At 60.7% G+C, this 17,565-nt stretch carries 19 protein-coding genes and 1 pseudogene; 3 read left to right on the top strand and 17 right to left on the bottom strand.

Translation table 11 applies throughout. From position 1 onward, the window contains the following. Positions 1–55: 55 nt before the first annotated feature. The 11 genes and pseudogenes from ASD95_RS30420 to ubiE all read right to left on the bottom strand — a co-directional run bounded on the left by ASD95_RS30420 (position 56) and on the right by ubiE (position 8,149). Complete coding sequence (locus tag ASD95_RS30420; RefSeq protein WP_411741805.1) at positions 56–769, bottom strand: methyl-accepting chemotaxis protein; 714 nt, start codon at positions 767–769, stop codon at positions 56–58. A gap of 141 nt (positions 770–910) precedes the next feature. Further along, positions 911–1,972, bottom strand: a pseudogene (locus ASD95_RS30415) (methyl-accepting chemotaxis protein); the annotation flags it as partial. A gap of 118 nt (positions 1,973–2,090) precedes the next feature. Further along, entirely contained in the window at positions 2,091–2,798 is a 708-nt protein-coding gene (locus ASD95_RS22060) for a 16S rRNA (uracil(1498)-N(3))-methyltransferase (protein ID WP_056725738.1), read from the bottom strand. Then, positions 2,795–3,589 (bottom strand): twin-arginine translocase subunit TatC, encoded by a 795-nt coding sequence (tatC, locus tag ASD95_RS22055; protein WP_007989278.1) that lies wholly within the window; start codon positions 3,587–3,589, stop codon positions 2,795–2,797. The genes ASD95_RS22060 and tatC overlap by 4 nt, the downstream gene beginning before the upstream one ends. Then, positions 3,586–4,038: a Sec-independent protein translocase protein TatB gene (gene tatB / locus ASD95_RS28875; protein ID WP_082562979.1), complete on the bottom strand. Its 453-nt coding sequence runs from the start codon at positions 4,036–4,038 to the stop codon at positions 3,586–3,588. The genes tatC and tatB overlap by 4 nt, the downstream gene beginning before the upstream one ends. 10 nt (positions 4,039–4,048) lie before the next feature. Continuing rightward, positions 4,049–4,321 (bottom strand): twin-arginine translocase TatA/TatE family subunit, encoded by a 273-nt coding sequence (locus tag ASD95_RS22045; RefSeq protein ID WP_007989280.1) that lies wholly within the window; start codon positions 4,319–4,321, stop codon positions 4,049–4,051. Between the two features lie 25 nt (positions 4,322–4,346). Next, on the bottom strand, positions 4,347–4,679 hold the full coding sequence (locus ASD95_RS22040) for a phosphoribosyl-ATP diphosphatase (protein WP_056725734.1): 333 nt from the start codon (positions 4,677–4,679) through the stop codon (positions 4,347–4,349). Next, positions 4,672–5,073, bottom strand: coding sequence for a phosphoribosyl-AMP cyclohydrolase (hisI, locus tag ASD95_RS22035; RefSeq protein ID WP_007975565.1), 402 nt, complete (start codon positions 5,071–5,073; stop codon positions 4,672–4,674). The genes ASD95_RS22040 and hisI overlap by 8 nt, the downstream gene beginning before the upstream one ends. Positions 5,074–5,154: 81 nt before the next feature. Continuing rightward, positions 5,155–6,759 carry a ubiquinone biosynthesis regulatory protein kinase UbiB gene (ubiB, locus tag ASD95_RS22030; protein WP_056725732.1) on the bottom strand — a complete coding sequence of 535 codons (1,605 nt, stop codon included), beginning with the start codon at positions 6,757–6,759 and terminating at the stop codon, positions 5,155–5,157. Beyond that, positions 6,756–7,379, bottom strand: coding sequence for a ubiquinone biosynthesis accessory factor UbiJ (locus ASD95_RS22025; protein ID WP_056725730.1), 624 nt, complete (start codon positions 7,377–7,379; stop codon positions 6,756–6,758). The genes ubiB and ASD95_RS22025 overlap by 4 nt, the downstream gene beginning before the upstream one ends. Then, the gene (gene ubiE / locus ASD95_RS22020) at positions 7,379–8,149 is read right to left on the bottom strand and encodes a bifunctional demethylmenaquinone methyltransferase/2-methoxy-6-polyprenyl-1,4-benzoquinol methylase UbiE (protein ID WP_007989286.1); all 771 of its coding nucleotides are present in this window, start codon (positions 8,147–8,149) and stop codon (positions 7,379–7,381) included. Before ubiE ends, ASD95_RS22025 begins: the two co-directional genes overlap by 1 nt. A 155-nt stretch (positions 8,150–8,304) precedes the next feature. Between ubiE and ASD95_RS22015 the strand changes: the two genes are divergently transcribed. From ASD95_RS22015 to ASD95_RS22005, 3 genes are all read left to right on the top strand, one after another. Continuing rightward, positions 8,305–8,580: a polyhydroxyalkanoic acid system family protein gene (locus ASD95_RS22015; protein WP_015093124.1), complete on the top strand. Its 276-nt coding sequence runs from the start codon at positions 8,305–8,307 to the stop codon at positions 8,578–8,580. A 245-nt stretch (positions 8,581–8,825) separates the two neighbouring features. Continuing rightward, positions 8,826–9,248 carry a phasin family protein gene (locus ASD95_RS22010; RefSeq protein WP_056725728.1) on the top strand — a complete coding sequence of 141 codons (423 nt, stop codon included), beginning with the start codon at positions 8,826–8,828 and terminating at the stop codon, positions 9,246–9,248. A gap of 10 nt (positions 9,249–9,258) precedes the next feature. Further along, positions 9,259–10,119, top strand: coding sequence for a phasin family protein (locus ASD95_RS22005; protein WP_056725726.1), 861 nt, complete (start codon positions 9,259–9,261; stop codon positions 10,117–10,119). A 132-nt stretch (positions 10,120–10,251) separates the two neighbouring features. Here the strand turns inward: ASD95_RS22005 and ASD95_RS22000 are convergent, their stop codons facing one another. The 6 genes from ASD95_RS22000 to hslU form a co-directional block, all read right to left on the bottom strand. Further along, complete coding sequence (locus ASD95_RS22000) at positions 10,252–10,869, bottom strand: TetR/AcrR family transcriptional regulator (protein WP_056725724.1); 618 nt, start codon at positions 10,867–10,869, stop codon at positions 10,252–10,254. Between the two features lie 59 nt (positions 10,870–10,928). Further along, on the bottom strand, positions 10,929–12,611 hold the full coding sequence (gene phaC, locus ASD95_RS21995; protein WP_056725723.1) for a class II poly(R)-hydroxyalkanoic acid synthase: 1,683 nt from the start codon (positions 12,609–12,611) through the stop codon (positions 10,929–10,931). 116 nt (positions 12,612–12,727) lie between these two features. Beyond that, positions 12,728–13,582, bottom strand: a complete 855-nt coding sequence (gene phaZ / locus ASD95_RS21990) for a poly(3-hydroxyalkanoate) depolymerase (protein WP_056725721.1) — start codon at positions 13,580–13,582, stop codon at positions 12,728–12,730. A gap of 155 nt (positions 13,583–13,737) precedes the next feature. Continuing rightward, on the bottom strand, positions 13,738–15,417 hold the full coding sequence (gene phaC, locus ASD95_RS21985) for a class II poly(R)-hydroxyalkanoic acid synthase (RefSeq protein WP_056725720.1): 1,680 nt from the start codon (positions 15,415–15,417) through the stop codon (positions 13,738–13,740). A gap of 258 nt (positions 15,418–15,675) precedes the next feature. Continuing rightward, positions 15,676–16,047: a gamma-butyrobetaine hydroxylase-like domain-containing protein gene (locus tag ASD95_RS21980; protein ID WP_056725718.1), complete on the bottom strand. Its 372-nt coding sequence runs from the start codon at positions 16,045–16,047 to the stop codon at positions 15,676–15,678. Positions 16,048–16,190: 143 nt separating this feature from the next. After that, positions 16,191–17,528, bottom strand: a complete 1,338-nt coding sequence (gene hslU, locus ASD95_RS21975) for an HslU--HslV peptidase ATPase subunit (RefSeq protein ID WP_056725716.1) — start codon at positions 17,526–17,528, stop codon at positions 16,191–16,193. Positions 17,529–17,565: the final 37 nt, after the last annotated feature.

Below are 17,565 nucleotides of genomic sequence, written 5' to 3'. Positions count from 1 at the left end.
ATGTCAGTCACTTCGTGTTGTTGCAATCGCGAGCAGGCTCGCGATGGGTATGCCGTCAAACCCTGAACTTGCCCACCAGCATCTGCAAATGCGTCCCCAACCGCGCCAGCTCAACGCTGGACGCTGCGGTTTCCTCGCTCGCCGCCGAGGTCTGATCCGACACATCCCGCACGTTCAGCACGCTCCGGTTGATCTCTTCGGCCACGGCGCTTTGCTGTTCGGCGGCAGCAGCAATCTGCTGGTTCATCGCCTGGATCGCCGACACCGTGCGGGTGATGCTTTCCAGTGAACCGCCGGCGCGGCGGGTCAGTTCAACGCTACTGTCGGTCAGGGTGCGGCTGTTGTCCATGATGGTCGCGACTTGCTGGGTGCCGTTTTGCAGGCCGACGATCAGCTCTTCGATCTCTTCGGTGGACTTCTGGGTGCGCTGGGCCAGGCTGCGGACTTCGTCGGCGACCACGGCAAAACCACGCCCGGCTTCACCGGCGCGAGCAGCTTCAATCGCGGCGTTGAGGGCCAGCAGGTTGGTTTGTTGGGCCACGGACTTGATGACGTCGAGCACGCTGCCGATCTTGTCGCTTTCGCGCTTGAGTTCACCCATGGCCTCGGTGGAGTGGCCGACTTCCTTGGCAAGGCGTTCGATCTGGGCGATGGCTTCAGCGACCACTTTGTCGCCCTCACGGGCCTGTTGGTCGGCGGCGACGGCGGCTTCGGAGGCCTCTTCGGCGTTGCGCGCGACTTCCTGTACGGTGGCGGCCATTTCGTTCATGGCGGTGGCGACCTGATCGGTCTCGACCTTCTGGCTGTTGACCCCGGCGCTGGTCTGCTCGGTGACGGCAGACAGCTCTTCGGCGGCGCTGGCGATCTGCGTGACGCCATCGCTGATGCCGCCGATCAGTTCGCGCAAGCCCTGGGTCATGCTTTGCATGGCACGCTGCAACTGGCCGAGCTCGTCGCGACGCTGGGACGTCAGGTTGTGGGTCAGGTCGCCACTGGCGACGCGCTGGGCCACGACCAGGGTCTGGTTCAACGGAATGATGATCTGCCGGGTGATCGCCCAGGCGGCCAACAGGCCGAAGGCGATGGCCAGCACGGTGGCGAGGGTCAGCATGTTCTTGGCGTGGGCGGCGTCGGTATCACGCACGACGGTTTGCGAGGCGGTGAGTTTCTGGCTCATGTCCAACAGGATTTCGCCTTGGGCAGACATGCGTGCCAGAGCCTTGGCGCTGGCCACCTGAGAGTCGCGGAACTGGCTGACGGCGGCGCGATAGGCCTTCAGCGAGTCAGTTGCCTGTTGCAGGTTGGCGATGTTTTCTTCAGGCAGTTTGGCCGGCAGGCTCTCGAGGTTCTTCAGGGCATTGTCGATTGCGTCTAGGGCTGGCTGTTCGGCTTCGCTCTTGCCGCTGTAGGTGTAGCCACGCACCTGGAAGCGCGCCCGCTGGATCAGTTTGCTCAGGTCGATCACGCTGTTGAACGCCGCCACGCTGTCACCTTGCAGCATGGATTTTTCCACTTCGGCGACGCGGGCCACGGCGTTGTCGGCGGTGGCGCCGAGTTTGCTGCGGGCATCTTCACGGTGGGCGCCAGCCTGGGTCATGTCGTTGAAGGCACGACGGTATTCGGCGACCGCGGCCAGTTGTTGATCGACCATGGCCGTATCGGCCGGTTGCTCGATCAGGCCACGGGCGGTCTGCAGGCCGCTTTCGAGCTTGCCCAACAGATCGTTGACAGCACCGGGACCTTGTTCACCGCGACGCATCTCGTAATTCAGACGTGCGATGCGCAGATCCTTGGTCAGGTCGTTGAGACTGGCGATGAACCCCAGTTTGTCGCCACGGCTGGTCACGTCGCTCAGGCCGCTCCAGCCGGTGAAGGTGATCAGCAGGGTCAATAACAGCACCAGGCCGAAGCCGATCCCCAGCTTGCGTTTAACGCTGACGTTTCCCAGATTCTCGGCTAGCCATTGGTACATGCTGAAACTCCCTGGACCACAATTTGGTTTTATGGGGGGTGTATCGGCAGGAGGGCGCGGTTCTGTAGGCGTCGCCCGATGTATGGGCGGATGATGACCTGTGGGATTGTGTTCGGGATTAGAAAAGGCGTGCCAGCAACGCGGTTACGGCGGTTTCGACGCGCAGGATGCGTTCGCCCAGTTGCACCGGTTGTAGGCCGGACTTGCCCAGCAGGTCGATCTCGTAGGGAATCCAGCCACCCTCGGGGCCGATAGCCAGGGTCACCGGTTCGCTGAGGGCGCGAGGGCAAGGCGGGTAATTGCCCGGATGACCCACCAGGCCGAGGGTGCCTTCAGTGATCGCGGGCAGACGGTCTTCGACGAAGGGCTTGAAGCGCTTCTCGATCACGACTTGCGGCAGTACGCTGTCCCGGGCCTGTTCGAGGCCGAGGATCAGCTGCTCGCGAATCGCCTCGGGCTCCAGGAACGGCGTCTGCCAGAAGCTCTTCTCGACGCGATAGCTGTTCACCAGCACGATACGCGGCACACCCATGGCCGCCACGGTCTGGAACACCCTGCGCAGCATTTTGGGGCGCGGCAGGGCCAGTACCAGGGTCAGCGGCAGCTTGGCGGGTGGCGGTTGATCGAGGGTGACGCGCAATTCAGCTTCAGCAGCGTCCAGGCGCAGCACTTCAGCCGAGCCCATCAGCCCGCCGATCCGCCCGACGCGCATGCTGTCGCCCACTTCACAGCGGTGGACTTCCTGCATGTGGGTCAACCGGCGATCACGCAGGACCACGCGGTCGGCCGCAATGAAATCGGCCTCTTCAAGGAGCAGCAGGTTCACGCTTGAGTCGCTGGCGGCTGGTCGTTGTGATCGTCAGCCGGCTGGTCGTCCGGATGCTCGCCACGCTTGCTGATCAGACTGCCAAACAGGATGCCGATCTCGAACAACAGCCACATCGGCACGGCCAGCAGGGTCTGCGAGAAGATGTCCGGTGGCGTCAGGATCATGCCGACCACGAAGCAGCCGATGATCACGTACGGGCGGATCTTCTTCAGGTACTTGACGTCGACCACGCCGATCCACACCAGCAGCACCACGGCCACCGGAATTTCGAACGCCACGCCAAAGGCGAAGAACAGCGTCATGACGAAATCGAGGTAGCTGGTGATGTCGGTCATCATTTCCACGCCGGCCGGGGTGGCGGAGGCGAAGAACTTGAAGATCAGCGGGAACACCAGGAAATAGGCGAACGCCATGCCGGCGTAGAACAGAAAGATGCTGGAGACCAGCAAGGGCACGGCGATGCGCTTTTCATGCTTGTACAGGCCTGGGGCGATGAAACCCCAGATCTGGTGCAGGATCACCGGGATGGCCAGGAACAGCGAGACCATCATTGTCAGCTTCAGTGGCGTCAGGAACGGCGACGACACGTCAGTGGCAATCATCGTCGCGCCAGCGGGCAGGTACGCGCGCAGCGGCGTGGAGACGAAGGTGTAGATCTGCTGGGTAAAGGCGAACAGCCCGGCAAAGATGATGAAGATCGCCGCTACGCAGCGCAGCAGACGGGTACGCAACTCGGTGAGGTGCGAAACCAGCGGCATGTGCTGGTCGTTTTCAGGAAGATCGCTCATGGGGCTCGCGGCGGCAGTGTTGGGTCATGAGGGGCCGGCGCAACGGGCGCAGCCGCAGGTGTAACGGGTTCAACCGCAGTGGCTGCAACAACAGGCGCAGGTTCGACAGGCGCGACAACGGGAGCGGGTGTCGGGTCGACGGCAGCGGCAGGCGCATGAATCGTCTGCGCGCCCACGTGCTCCACCGGCGTCGGCTCCTGCTGGGTCGGCGTGAAGATTTTCCGCGCCTCCTGCTCAAGCGACAGGATGTGCTCGTTGTGCAGTTGCCGACGGATTTCGTCGGCACCGATTTCACGTTCAACTTCCTGTTTGATTGCGTTGAAGCTGCGCTTCAGGCGCCCGACCCACAGGCCAGCGGTGCGCGCAGCGCCCGGCAAGCGCTCGGGACCCAGCACCAGCAGGGCGACGAGGCCGACGAGCAGCAGTTCAGAGAAGCTGATACCAAACATTAGTCAGTGCTCACACGTCTTTGCGGATCGGCTCTTCGACTTTCTGTGCCTGCACGTCGATGGTGTGCGGCTGATTTACAGAGGCCTGAGGCTGTACCGGTGGAACCGGTTGGGCCGGGGTCGCATTCGGATCGGCCGGTTTTTCGTCATCGTTCATGGCTTTCTTGAAGCCCTTGATCGACTCGCCGACGTCGGTGCCAAGGTTTTTCAGTTTCTTGGTGCCGAACACCAGTACCACGACCACCAGGATGACGATCCAGTGTTTCCAGTCAAAAATGCCCATGCTGCTGCTCCTCTCTAATAGTTATTCAGGCGGACGGGCGCGAGGCTTTCTCGGCGTGTCCGGAGAGACCGAAACGACGGTCCAGTTCATCGAGTACAGCCTGTGGATGCTGCCCCAGTTGGGCGAGCATGACCATACTGTGGAACCACAGATCGGCGGTTTCGTAGATCACATCGCTGCAGTCGCCGCTGACGGCGGCGTCCTTGGCGGCGATGATGGTTTCGACCGACTCTTCGCCGACTTTTTCCAGAATCTTGTTCAAGCCCTTGTGGTACAGGCTGGCGACGTATGAGCTGTCGGCAGCGGCGCCTTTGCGCTCTTCCAGTACCTCGGCCAGACGGTTCAGCGTGTCACTCATGTTTGTGCCCTGCGCAATAGATGGCGTGCGGATCTTTCAGGACCGGGTCGACGGTTGTCCAGTCGCCGTTCTCATAGACGCGGTAGAAGCAGCTCTGGCGGCCGGTATGGCAGGCGATGTCGCCGATCTGCTCGACCATCAGGATGATGACGTCGGCGTCGCAGTCCAGGCGCATCTCGTGCAGGGTTTGCACATGGCCGGACTCTTCGCCCTTGCGCCACAGCTTGCCACGCGAACGTGACCAGTAAATGGCGCGGTTCTCGGCAGCGGTCAGTTCCAGTGCTTCGCGGTTCATCCAGGCCATCATCAGGACGCGCCCGGTCTTGTGATCCTGGGCAATGGCCGGCACCAGGCCGTCAGCGTCCCACTTGATCTCGTCCAGCCAGTTTTTCATCTTCGACTCCGACAGCGGGCTCGACACTTCAATAGCCGAGCTCAGGCGTTCAAACAGTGTGCCAGTCGTTCACACAACTGGCTATCGGCGCACGACCAGATACAAACCGACCGCCATCATGATTCCCGCCGGCCAATAGGCCAACTGGTTCAGCGGACCGCCCGCGGCAAGGACGGCGCCACCGGCCAGGTGGGCCGTACCGAGCAGGCGCAGGAACCAGTCGTCACGGCGTCGGTGCCACGAAGGCGGCGGGTTGAGGGCATGGGGTTGTGACATGCGTTCGAGCAGGTCGCGGGCCATGTTGGCCAGGTGCGGGATCTGTTCGAACTGGCTGTGCACATTGCCGAGCAGGGCTTTGGGGCTGACCCGCTCGCGCATCCAGCGTTCGAGGAACGGCTGCGCGGTGTTCCACAGATCGAGGTCCGGGTACAGCTGGCGGCCCAGGCCTTCGATGTTCAGCAGGGTTTTTTGCAGCAGGACCAATTGTGGCTGCACTTCCATGTTGAAGCGGCGCGCAGTCTGGAACAGGCGCATCAGCACCTGGCCGAAGGAAATATCTTTTAACGGTTTTTCGAAGATCGGCTCGCACACGGTACGGATCGCTGCTTCGAACTCGTTGAGTTTGGTTTCCGCCGGCACCCAGCCCGAATCAATGTGCAACTGCGCCACGCGACGGTAATCGCGCTTGAAGAAGGCGAACAGGTTGCGCGCCAGGTAATCCTGGTCTTCCGGGGTCAGGCTGCCGACGATGCCGCAGTCGATGGCAATGTACTGCGGGCTCCACGGATTCACGGTGCTGACGAAAATGTTGCCAGGGTGCATGTCGGCGTGGAAGAAGCTGTCGCGGAACACCTGGGTGAAGAAAATCTCCACGCCACGTTCGGCGAGCATTTTCATGTCGGTGCGCTGGTCGGCAAGAGTCGCCAGATCGGTGACCTGAATGCCGTAGATGCGTTCCATCACCAGCACTTTCGGCCGGCACCAGTCCCAATAGACTTGCGGCACGTACAGCAGCGGCGAGCCTTCGAAATTGCGCTTCAACTGGCTGGCATTGGCCGCCTCGCGCAATAGGTCGAGTTCGTCGTAGATGGTTTTTTCGTAGTCGCTGACCACGTCCACCGGGTGCAGCAGGCGCGCATCGGCCGAGAGTTTTTCGGCGGCGCGGGCGAGGATGAACAGCCACGCCAGGTCTTGGGCGATCACCGGCTTGAGGCCCGGGCGGATCACCTTGACCACGACTTCTTCACCGGTTTTCAGTTGCGCGGCATGCACCTGCGCCACCGAGGCCGAGGCCAGCGGTTCGACGTCGAAACGGCTGAACACTTCGCTGATTTTCTTGCCCAGCTGTTCTTCGATCAGCTTGACCGACACTTGCGAGTCGAACGGCGGCACCCGGTCCTGCAACTTCATCAGCTCATCGGCGATGTCTTCGGGCAGCAGGTCGCGGCGGGTGGACAGGATCTGTCCGAACTTGATGAAGATCGGCCCCAGGTCCTGTAATGCCAGGCGCAAGCGCGCGCCACGGCTCAGGTCCAGGGTCTTGCGTGGGAACCAGCGCCACGGCAAGGCATAACGCAGTGCCCGCAAGAACCAGGGCAGTGGCAGGGCGAACAGCAGGTCATCGAGGCGGTAACGGATCACGACGCGCTGGATGCGCAACAAACGGCGGACGGCAAGCAGCTTCATGCGTTATCGCTTGGGTCGAGGGATCGGGAAAGGCGCTCGAAACGCGCCTCGAGACGTTCCAGATCGAGCTTGATCTGGTCCAGTTCACTGAATCGGGCTTCGGCCTCGCGCTGACCGACGAGGGTGCGCGATTCTTCGGCCAGGTATTCGCCCAGGTTCTGGCCCAGGCTGGCAAAGCCTTGTTGATACCAGCGGGCGCGGCTGCGCAGGTGACCGCCGACCAGCTGCGTGGCTACCGGGCCGAGCCAGCGCGACAGCTCGTACTCCCAGTCCAGTTCGAGGTCCTGGAGGATCGCCGCCAGTTCCAGCAGCACGCCGCTGTCGCCATCGAGTTCGACTTCAGGGCTGTGCAGGATCGAGGTCTTGTCCTTGCTCATCGCCAGTTTCAACAGGCTCGAGCCCGGTGCACGCAAGGTGCAATCGGCGCCGGTTTCCCACTGGGAGGCGAGCATCAGGCCTTCGTCGCTGGGCAGGATGAACAGTTGCAGCGCCGGGCTGCGGCAATCGACGGCAATCACTTTGCCGGTCAAGTGCGCCAGCCGCGGCAGCGCCGTGCTGTCGAGACGCAGCCCCCGGTTCAGGCCGAGTTCAACGCTGGCGAGCAGGCCGGCGAGCAGCATCAGGGCTTGATGCCGCGGTGCAGGGCAACGATGCCTGCGGTCATGTTGTGATAGGTCACGCGATCGAAACCGGCCTCGACCATCATCGACTTCAGGGTTTCCTGGTTCGGGTGCATGCGGATCGATTCGGCCAGGTAGCGATAGCTTTCCGAATCGTTGGTGATCAGCTTGCCCATCAGCGGCATGAAGGCGAACGAGTAGGCGTCGTAGGCCTTGGACATCAGCGCGTTGGTCGGCTTGGAGAACTCCAGCACCAGCAAACGGCCGCCAGGCTTGAGCACGCGCAGCATCGAGCGCAGGGCATCTTCCTTGTGGGTCACGTTACGCAGGCCGAAGGCGATGGTCACGCAGTCGAAATGGTTGTCCGGGAACGGCAGTTTTTCCGCATCGGCCTGGACGAATTCGACATTGCCGGCCACACCGAGGTCCAGCAGGCGGTCACGACCGACCTTGAGCATGGATTCGTTGATGTCGGCCAACACGACCTGGCCGGTCGGGCCTACCAGGTGCGAGAACTTGCGGGTCAGATCGCCGGTACCGCCGGCGATGTCCAGCACGCGGTTACCGGTGCGCACGCCCGACAATTCGATCGCAAAACGCTTCCACAGGCGGTGCATGCCGCCCGACAGAAGGTCGTTCATCAGGTCGTACTTGGCGGCTACCGAGTGGAAAACCTCAGCGACTTTTTCCGCTTTCTGGCTTTCCGGAACGTTTTTGAAGCCGAAGTGAGTGGTGGGTTCGGCATCGCTGCCTTTGCGCTGATCAGTCATATCGCTGTCACCAAAAGAGAATGCGCGACATTCTAATCCCCAAGGCATGCTTTGTCTTGGCAAGGCTGAAGGTAAGATGGGCAACCATCGGGACGTTTTGACGCAGCAGAGGTCAAGATGCCTCGGGAAAGCATCCATAAAGCAGGAGTCATTCGATGGCCCGTATTAGTGTTGAACGTGCCCATGGCCTGGGTAAGGAAGCGGCTCGCGAAAAGGCCGACAAGCTGGCGCAGAAACTTTCCGACCAGTATGGCCTGGAGCCGCAGTGGTCCGGCGACACCCTGAACCTCAAGCGCTCGGGTGTGAAGGGCGCGGTGCATGTCAGTGAAGACTCGATCAAGGTCGACGTGGAACTGGGCCTGATGATGTCGGCCATGAGCGGCATGATCAAGGCGGAAATCGAGAAGGCGCTGGACAAGGCGTTGGTCTGATTTCTGTTTGAAATGAGATCCCCCTGTGGGAGCGGGCTTGCTCGCGAAAGCGGTGCGTCATTCAACATTGATATTGACTGACCTGACGCCTTCGCGAGCAAGCCCGCTCCCACATTTGTTTTGTGGCGAAGCCAAAGGTTTATGTCAGTTGTTAGGGTGCCGTTTCTAATTTTTCTCCCTACTTTGTGCCCAAGCCCGACAATTTCGCGGGCAGTTCCTCAAACCTTCTGCGCGTGAGGTGCACCATGGCCAAAGTTATTTTGAAGAAAAAAATCGACCCGTCGACTGGCACGCTGGGCGACGTCAAATCCTATGCCCGCAAGATCTGGCTGGCAGGCCTGGGTGCCTACGCCAAGGTCGGCCAAGAGGGCAGCGAGTACTTTCAAGAGCTGATCAAGGCTGGTCAGGTTGTTGAAAAGAAAGGCAAAAAGGTAGTTGCCGAGAAACTTGAAGCGGCCAATGCCGAGATCGATGAAGCCAAGAGTGAAGTCAGCACTTTCAAAGGCCGTGTCGAAGTTCAACTCGACAAGGTCGAGAAGGCGTTCGACACGCGTGTCGCAAGTGCCTTGAATCGTATCGGTATTCCGTCTAAACATGACGTTGAGACACTCTCTGCTAAGCTCGATGAGCTGACGGCATTGCTCGAACGTGTCGCGCGTAAATCTTAAGGAGAACGGGATGGCTGTTAAAAAGAAAACCGAAAAAGAAGGCAGCTCGTGGATCGGGAAGGTTGAAGATTACTCCCGAAAAATCTGGCTGGCTGGTTTAGGCGTGTACTCGAAGATCGACACTGACGGCAGCAAACTCTTCGATGCATTGGTTAAAGACGGCGAGAAAGCCGAGAAGCTCACCAAGAGCGCTGTTGGCAAGACTGTCGACGCCGCCAAGGACTCCGCTTCTTCGGCCAAATCGCGTATCAGCGGCGTGAAAGATCGCGCACTGGGCAAGTGGGATGAGCTGGAAGGTGCTTTCGACAAGCGTCTGAACAGCGCCATTTCGCGTCTGGGCGTACCGAGCCGCAACGAAGTCAAGGCACTGCACAGCAAGGTCGAAACACTGACCAAGCAAATCGAAAAACTGACCGGTGCCAAGGTTGCGCCTGTTGCGGCGAAAACCGCGGCGGCCAAGCCTGCTGCCAAACCGGCCGCCAAAACCGCAGCCAAGCCACTGGCAAAAGCAGCGGCCAAACCTGCTGCCAAGCCTGCGGCTAAAACTGCAGCCGCCAAACCGGCCGCAGCCAAACCAGCGGCCAAGCCGGTTGCCGCAAAAGCCGCCGCTAAACCTGCGGCTAAACCGGCCGCCAAGCCTGCAGCGAAAACTGCAGCGGCCAAGCCAGCAGCCAAACCCGCTGCAGCGAAAAAACCAGCGGTGAAAAAGCCGGCAGCTCCAAAAGCCGCCGCGCCAAAACCAGCAGTGGCAGCTGCCAAACCGGCAACGCCGGCAGCTCCGGTCAGCGCATCGAACTCCGCGACCGCACCGACCCCTGCTGTCACCCCGACTGTCGCGCCAGCTCCAACGACGCCAACCAGTCAGTCCTGATTTTCAGGGCTCAAGAAAACGCCCGGCCTGTGAAGGCCGGGCGTTTTTGTTTGTGTATAGAAAAAGATCGCAGCCTTCGGCAGCTCCTACAGGGCAATCGTAGGAGCTGCCGAAGGCTGCGATCTTTTGATCTTAATGGTCTTCCAGATACTCCATCGCCATCTGTTCGGTTGCAGCCTTCATCGACGGCAGCAGGTGCGGCGCCACCAGCATCATGATCTGGTAAACCACCAATCGCACCTCGCCCTGACGATCCAGGATCCGCTGGTAATCCAGTGAGAACAGCAGCGTCATGGTGATCTGTTCCACCAGTTGCCCCAGTGCCTGGGTATCGCTGACCAGCAGTCCTTGCGCCTGCAACCGCGCCAGCAGCGACGCCAGTGTGCGCTTGAGTGCATTGAGCAGATTGCGAATGCCCTTGGCCAGTTTCGGCAGGCGCCCGGCGAGGTTCGACAGGTCCTGGAACAGGAACCGGTAGTGGGACAGGCGCTCGACGATCAGGTGCAGGAACAGCCAGTATTCTTCGGGTGCCAGTTCGGCATCGGCCGGTGGATCGAGCAAGGGCGTCAGTTCTCCCTGGAAGCGCTCGAACAGCCCGAGAATCAGCGGTTCCTTACCGTGGAAGTGGTAGTAGAGGTTGCCCGGGCTGATGCCCATTTCATTGGCAACTTCCATGGTGGAGACATTCGGTTCGCCCTTTTGATTGAACAACTGCAGGGCACATTCGAGGATCCGGTCGCGGGTTTTCATCCAGTCTTCTTAATGATCGGGTCTTGCCACGGCCGACAGCGGCCGTGGCTCGTTGAACGTCAGCGCACGCGCACGTAAGTACCGGGTGCCGCCTCCATCGGTGGATAGTTCTGGTTGCCGAGGGCCATGTGGGTTTCCTTCTGCGCGCCGGAGCGTTCCTGAATCCAGCTCAGCCACAGGGTCCACCAACTGCCGTCGACACGCTTGGCGTCGTAGTACCAGGCACGGGGGTCGCTGCTCAGTTTGCCGTTCTCGACGTAGTTGGCTTTGGGGTTGCTCGGCGGGTTGAGGATGCTCTGCACATGACCACTGTTGGACAGCACGAAGCGGCGCTCGCCACCGAGCAACAGCGTCGAGCGATACACCGCGTCCCACGGCGTGATGTGATCGTTGATGCCGGCGACGCTGAAGCTGTCGACGGTGACCTTCTGCAAGTCGATCGGTGTGCCACACACTTCCAGGCCACCCGGGTGAGTCAGCGGGTTGTGTTTGAAGAAGTCCAGCAGGTCGCCATGCAGGGCGGCCGGTAGACGCGTGTTGTCGTTGTTCCAGTAGAGGATGTCGAACGCCGGTGGCTCCTTGCCCAACAGGTAGTTGTTGACGAAGTAGCTCCAGATCAAATCGTTGGGGCGCATCCAGGCGAAGACCTTGGCCATGTCGCGGCCGTCCAGCACACCTTTCTGATAGGAACGGCGCTTGGCCGCTTCCAGGGTCTGTTCGTCGGCGAACAGCGTCGCGGGGCTATCCATCTGACTGTCGAGCAGGCTCACCAGGTAAGTCGCGCTGGACACCCTGCGCAGTTGCCGTTTGGCCTGCAAGTGACCCTGCAATGCGGCAATGGTCAGCCCGCCGGCGCAGGCGCCCATCAGGTTGACCTCCCGTGCTCCGGTGATCGCCCGGCAGACGTTCATGGCTTCTTCCACGGCTTCCACGTAGGTCGAGAGCCCCCATTCGCGATGGCGCACATCCGGGTTGCGCCAGCTGATCATGAAGGTTTGCAGGCCGTTTTTCAGGGCGAACTGGACGAAGCTGTTGTGAGGGCTCAGGTCGAAAATGTAGTACTTGTTGATTTGCGGCGGCACCACCAGCAGGGGCTTGGAGTACTGCTTTTCGCTCATCGGCTTGTACTGGATCAACTCCAGCAGCTCGTTGCGAAACACCACGGCACCGCTGGTGGTGGCGACCGTCTTGCCAACCTCGAACGCTTGCTTGGTGACTTGCCGGGGCAGGCCATCGTTGTGCAGCAGATCGTCCACCAAATGGCTGACGCCGCGCACCAGGCTGTTGCCGCCGGAATTGAACAGCTCCTTGACCGCCAGTGGATTGAGCAGAGTGTTGGAGGGCGATACGGCGTCGTTGAGCAAGGCGAAAGCGAAGTGGGCGCGGGCACGGTCGTCCGGGCTCATGTCGCTCTCGTCGATCCAGCTCTTGACCTGTTTCTGCCAGCTCAGATAGGCCTGCAGGCTACGCCGATAAAACGGGTTGAGGCTCCACGCCGGATCAGTGAAGCGGGCGTCCTGCGGATTGGTCGGATGCAGGGTTTCGCCCAGCAGCACACGGCCAAGCTGACCGCCGAGTTTGAGGGCATGTCGGGCGCTGTGCACCGGATTGCGCAAGCCATGGGCGGCCACACTGCGCAGGGTCGACAGCAGATCCCGACCGCGCAGACCGGTAATCGCACTCTGTGCATTGATGAACGCGGCGGGAGTCGGTAAAGAATCCCTCGCTGGTTTCTCGCGCATGAGTCAACACTCCTTCGTCTTCAGGCCAAAAACAAACACACCGAACCAGAACACCATAGACGCTGTAACGGGTTGTTGCGCGGCGTGGCGTCCTGCCGACCGCTGATGCAGCGGTTTTAGCCGCCTAATGGCGCCGGACGCGGATGCATCACCGCGCGCTGGCGCTCCTCTTCCAGGAATTTCATGATGATCGGGGCCACCGCTTCAGCCCGGGTAATCAGGAACAGATGCCCGTCATCGATGATGTGCAACTGGGCGTTGGGAATCCGCCAGGCCAGCACGCGCATGTTGATCAACGGGATCAGAGGGTCATCGTCGCCGGCCAGTACCAGGGTCGGCTGGCGGATCTTGTGCAGCCAGTGGATGCTGGTCCAGCCGAGGCCGGCAAACAGCTGCCAGTAGTAACCGAGCTTGCCCGCCGAACGCACCTTGGCCGCATGGCTCGCGGCCAGCGTCGGGTCGCGACGGAACGCACCACCGTAGATCATCGGTGCAATGCGGATCACGTGGGACGGCTGGATGTAGCGTCGCGGGCTGGCCATCATCCACAGCACTTTCGGTTTGCCCGGCACCATCACCGCACCCGCCGCCGTCGCGGCCAGCACGAGTTTCTTGCAGCGTTCCGGATAGTCGAAGGCGAACTGCTGGGCCAGTGCGCCCCCCCAGGACACGCCGATGACGTTGACTTGCCCATAGTCGAGATAGTCGAGCATGCGCGCCGTGAGTTTCGCCAGGCTCGGAAAACGATAAGGCCGGTTCGGTGTTGACGAACCGCCAACGCCGGGTACGTCGAAGGCGATGACTTCCAGGTCCGGGTCCAGTGCCGCGATGAACGGGAACACCAGCTCCAGGTTGGCGCCGATGCCGTTGAAAATCAGCAGGGGCGTCAAGTGAGGCTTGCCGGGGCGTACCGCCGTGCGGAGCGTCTGGCCATCCAGATCGACGGTACGGAATATGAAGGGTTGCGGCATGCTTCTGGCCCTGTGGGTCGCTTTTTCCAATTCATCCTCGCCCCCTGTGGGAGCGAGCTTGCTCGCGATAGCGGAGTGTCAGTCAGCGCATATGCCAAACCTGCCACCGTCATCGCGAGCAAGCTCGCTCCCACAGGGAAGTTGAGGTGTGTCAGTTACCGCTCGTGTACATAGGTGCCCGGTGCGGCTTCACCCGCTGGATAGGCCTTGTTGCCCAGTTTCAGCGGAGCTTTTTTCAGATTGCCCGAACGCTGTGCTTGCCACGCCTGCCAGTGCAGCCACCAGGAGTCGGCGTGCTTGGTCGACTCTTCCTGCCAGTCATCAGCATTGGCGGGCATTTCGGTGCTGGTCATGTAGCGCGATTTCGGATTGCCCGGCGGGTTCAGAATGCTCTGGATGTGCCCGCTGCTGGACAGCACGAATTCAACGTTGCCGCCGAACAGTTGCGCCGACTTGTAGCAGGAACGCCACGGGGTAATGTGGTCGCTGGTGCCGGCCAGGGAGAAGATGTCGGCGGTGACCTTCTTCAGATCGATCGGCGTTCCGCACACTTCCAGTGCATCGGCACGGGTCAACGGGTTACTTTTGAACATCTCGATCAGGTCGCCATGGAACGCGGCGGGCAACCGGGTGGTGTCGTTGTTCCAGAACAGGATGTCGAATACCGGCGGCTCGTTGCCCAGCAGGTAGTTGTTGACCCAGTAGTTCCAGATCAGGTCGTTGGGGCGCATCCAGGCGAAGACTTTCGCCATGTCGCGGCCTTCCAGCACACCGGCCTGGTACGACTGGCGCTTGGCGGCCTCGAGGGTTTGCTCGTCGACGAACAGGGCCACGTCGCTGTCCAGGGTGGTGTCGAGCACACTGACCAGCAGGGTCAGGGCGTTGACCTTGTTCTCGCCGATTGCCGCATAGTGGCCCAGTAGCGCGGTGCAGGTGATGCCACCGGAGCAGGCACCGAGCATGTTCACGTCTTTGCTGCCGGTGATGGCGGTGACCACATCAACCGCTTCCTTGAGCGCTTCGATGTAGGTCGACAGGCCCCACTCGCGCTGCTCCTTGGTCGGGTTGCGCCAGCTGACGATGAAGGTCTGCATGTTGTTGCGCAGGCAGAATCGCGCCAGGCTCTTTTCCGGGCTCAGGTCGAAAACGTAGAACTTGTTGATCTGCGGCGGTACCACCAGCAGTGGGCGTTCATGCACCTGCTCGGTGATCGGCTTGTACTGGATCAGCTCCAGCACGTCGTTGCGAAAGACCACCGCACCCTCGGTCACGCCAAGGGTCTTGCCGACCTCGAATGCGCCCATGTTGACCTGGCTCGGCATGCCGCCGTTATGCACCAGGTCCTTGGCCAGGTGCGAGAGGCCATCGAGCAGGCTCTTGCCACCGGTTTCGAAGAAGCGCTTGACCGCCGCCGGGTTGGCCGCCGTGTTGGTCGGGGCGAAGGCCTCGGTCATGAGGTTGATCACGAAGTGCCCGCGGCTGACGTCCTTGGCCGGCAGGTTACTGTCGTCGATCCAGTCGTGGAGTTCCTTGCGCCACGCCAGGTAGGTTTGCAGATAGCGTTTGTAGAGCGGGTTCTGGCTCCAGGCCGGATCCGCGAAACGACGGTCATCGCTGGTCGGTAGCAGCTCGGATTTACCGAGCAGCACGTTCTTGAGTTCAAGGCCGAAATGAGCGACATGCTTGGCGCTGTGAATCGGTTGCTTGATGGCCTGCCTGAGCACCATTCGAGCAGAAGCCAGTAGATCCTTTCCACGCAGTCCAACGACAGGATTCAGCCCCAAGGTGTTTTCCGAGGCTTGACTCTTCAAGTCATCGTTATTCTTGTTACTCATCTACGACGCTCCATTGTCCTGAGACGAGTACCGGGTCCTGCTGTGTAGTCACACAGCCAATGCCAGGTACTACTGCTCGGGGTGACCGTTAATACTGCATCGCTGCTTTTTAATGCAGAGAGCACTGCAGGGAACTTGCCAGTTCCATTGGTTACCCGAGTTTAATTTTTTTCGCAAGCAGGCCAATCGGCGGCCCTGGAGCGGAGCATTCAAACAGATGAAATTAGAAAATGCCCTCTAAAGAGCAAGAGGCTCGGATTAGAGCATCAGCCTGACGACGGATTCGTTCGGATCGCGGGTTTTTCCGGCGGCTTTGAGCTCGGCCAGATAATCTTCCCAGAGTGCGTCATAACGTCGCCCCAACTCGTACAGATATTCCCAGGTGAACAAGCCGCTGTCGTGGCCGTCGTCGAAGGTCAGTTTCAGTGCGTACTGACCGGCCGGTTCCAGCTTGGTCAGTCCTACGTTGATCTTGCCAAATTGCAGGATGGGTTTGCCATGGCCCTGGACCTCGGCGGAAGGAGAGTGCACGCGCAGGAACTCGGCGGGCAGGGTGTATTCCTCGCCGGACGCGTATTTGAGCGTCAGGGTTTTCGAGGCTTTGTGCAGCTTGATGTCGGTGGGGATCATGGCCGGATGTCCGCTTTGTGGAGATCCTTGTGGGAGCGAGCTTGCTCGCGATTGCGGTATCACATTCAACATGAATATCGAATGAGATGGCCTCATCGCGAGCAAGCTCGCTCCCACAGGTTCTCTATCGCTGTAAGAGTTGCTTACAGGATATAACGGGACAGGTCTTCGTTCTGCGCCAATTCGCCCAAGTGGCTGTTGACGTAGTCGGCGTCGATCTGGATCACCTTGCCGTCATGGACGCTGGCCAGGTCACCGGCGCTGAACGACACCTCTTCGAGCAGGCGCTCGAGCAGGGTGTGCAGGCGACGGGCACCGATGTTTTCGGTTTTCTCGTTGACCTGCCAGGCGATTTCCGCGATGCGCTTGATACCGCTGGGCTGGAACTCGATGCCCAGGCCTTCGGTTTTCAGCAGTGCGCAGTATTGCTCGGTGAGCGAGGCGTGAGGCTCGCTGAGGATGCGTTCGAAGTCCTCGGGGCTCAGGGCCTTGAGTTCGACACGGATCGGCAGGCGGCCTTGCAACTCGGGCACCAGGTCGCTCGGCTTGCTCAGGTGGAACGCACCGGAAGCAATGAACAGGATGTGGTCGGTCTTGACCATCCCCAGCTTGGTGTTGACGGTGCAGCCTTCGATCAGCGGCAGCAGGTCGCGCTGCACGCCTTCGCGGGATACATCGACGCCACCGGAATTGCCACGCTTGGCCACTTTGTCGATTTCGTCGATGAACACGATGCCGTGCTGTTCGACCGCTTCCAGGGCCTTGGCCTTCAATTCTTCATCGTTGACCAGGCGGCTGGCTTCTTCGTCGCGCACCAGCTTCAGCGCCTCCTTGACCTTGAGTTTGCGGGCTTTCTTCTTGCCCTTGCCCATGTTGGCAAACAGGCTTTGCAACTGGTTGGTCATTTCTTCCATGCCCGGTGGCGCGGAGATATCGACGCCGGCCATTTCGGCGACCTCGATTTCGATCTCCTTGTCATCCAGCTGACCTTCGCGCAGGCGTTTGCGGAACAGCTGGCGGGTATTGGAGTCGGCCGTCGGGGCGTCGTCGCTGCTGAAGCCCATGCGTGCCGGTGGCAGCAGGGCGTCGAGGATGCGCTCTTCGGCGGCGTCTTCGGCGCGGTGGCGAACCTTGACGATTTCCTGTTCGCGCAGCAGCTTGATCGCGGCATCGGCCAGGTCACGGATGATCGATTCGACGTCGCGGCCGACATAGCCGACTTCGGTGAACTTGGTTGCTTCGACCTTGATGAACGGCGCGTTGGCCAGTTTTGCCAGGCGACGGGCGATCTCGGTTTTACCGACACCGGTCGGGCCGATCATCAGGATGTTCTTTGGCGTTACTTCAACACGCAGCTCTTCAGGCAGCTGCATGCGGCGCCAGCGGTTGCGCAGGGCAATGGCGACGGCGCGCTTGGCATCGTCCTGGCCGATGATGTGGCGGTTGAGTTCGTGGACGATTTCACGGGGAGTCATGGACATAGTATTTAAAGGACCTCAAGCAAGAATGAGCCGTGGC

The sequence above is a fragment of the Pseudomonas sp. Root71 genome (assembly GCF_001429045.1).
Lineage (GTDB): Bacteria > Pseudomonadota > Gammaproteobacteria > Pseudomonadales > Pseudomonadaceae > Aquipseudomonas > Aquipseudomonas monachiensis.
Note: the sequence above shows the minus strand (reverse complement) of the source record. Positions and strands in the feature narration are given on the sequence as shown.

Bases quoted from the DNA above. Each gene is read 5' to 3' on its own strand.
- ASD95_RS30420 (WP_411741805.1), bottom strand. From the start codon at position 769: ATGAACGAAATGGCCGCCACCGTACAGGAAGTCGCGCGCAACGCCGAA.
- tatC (WP_007989278.1), bottom strand. From the start codon at position 3,589: ATGAGCGATCTTCCTGAAAACGACCAGCACATGCCGCTGGTTTCGCAC.
- tatB (WP_082562979.1), bottom strand. From the start codon at position 4,038: ATGTTTGGTATCAGCTTCTCTGAACTGCTGCTCGTCGGCCTCGTCGCC.
- ASD95_RS22045 (WP_007989280.1), bottom strand. From the start codon at position 4,321: ATGGGCATTTTTGACTGGAAACACTGGATCGTCATCCTGGTGGTCGTG.
- ASD95_RS22040 (WP_056725734.1), bottom strand. From the start codon at position 4,679: ATGAGTGACACGCTGAACCGTCTGGCCGAGGTACTGGAAGAGCGCAAA.
- hisI (WP_007975565.1), bottom strand. From the start codon at position 5,073: ATGAAAAACTGGCTGGACGAGATCAAGTGGGACGCTGACGGCCTGGTG.
- ubiB (WP_056725732.1), bottom strand. From the start codon at position 6,759: ATGAAGCTGCTTGCCGTCCGCCGTTTGTTGCGCATCCAGCGCGTCGTG.
- ASD95_RS22025 (WP_056725730.1), bottom strand. From the start codon at position 7,379: ATGCTGCTCGCCGGCCTGCTCGCCAGCGTTGAACTCGGCCTGAACCGG.
- ubiE (WP_007989286.1), bottom strand. From the start codon at position 8,149: ATGACTGATCAGCGCAAAGGCAGCGATGCCGAACCCACCACTCACTTC.
- ASD95_RS22015 (WP_015093124.1), top strand. From the start codon at position 8,305: ATGGCCCGTATTAGTGTTGAACGTGCCCATGGCCTGGGTAAGGAAGCG.
- ASD95_RS22010 (WP_056725728.1), top strand. From the start codon at position 8,826: ATGGCCAAAGTTATTTTGAAGAAAAAAATCGACCCGTCGACTGGCACG.
- ASD95_RS22005 (WP_056725726.1), top strand. From the start codon at position 9,259: ATGGCTGTTAAAAAGAAAACCGAAAAAGAAGGCAGCTCGTGGATCGGG.
- ASD95_RS22000 (WP_056725724.1), bottom strand. From the start codon at position 10,869: ATGAAAACCCGCGACCGGATCCTCGAATGTGCCCTGCAGTTGTTCAAT.
- phaC (WP_056725723.1), bottom strand. From the start codon at position 12,611: ATGCGCGAGAAACCAGCGAGGGATTCTTTACCGACTCCCGCCGCGTTC.
- phaZ (WP_056725721.1), bottom strand. From the start codon at position 13,582: ATGCCGCAACCCTTCATATTCCGTACCGTCGATCTGGATGGCCAGACG.
- phaC (WP_056725720.1), bottom strand. From the start codon at position 15,417: ATGAGTAACAAGAATAACGATGACTTGAAGAGTCAAGCCTCGGAAAAC.
- ASD95_RS21980 (WP_056725718.1), bottom strand. From the start codon at position 16,047: ATGATCCCCACCGACATCAAGCTGCACAAAGCCTCGAAAACCCTGACG.
- hslU (WP_056725716.1), bottom strand. From the start codon at position 17,528: ATGTCCATGACTCCCCGTGAAATCGTCCACGAACTCAACCGCCACATC.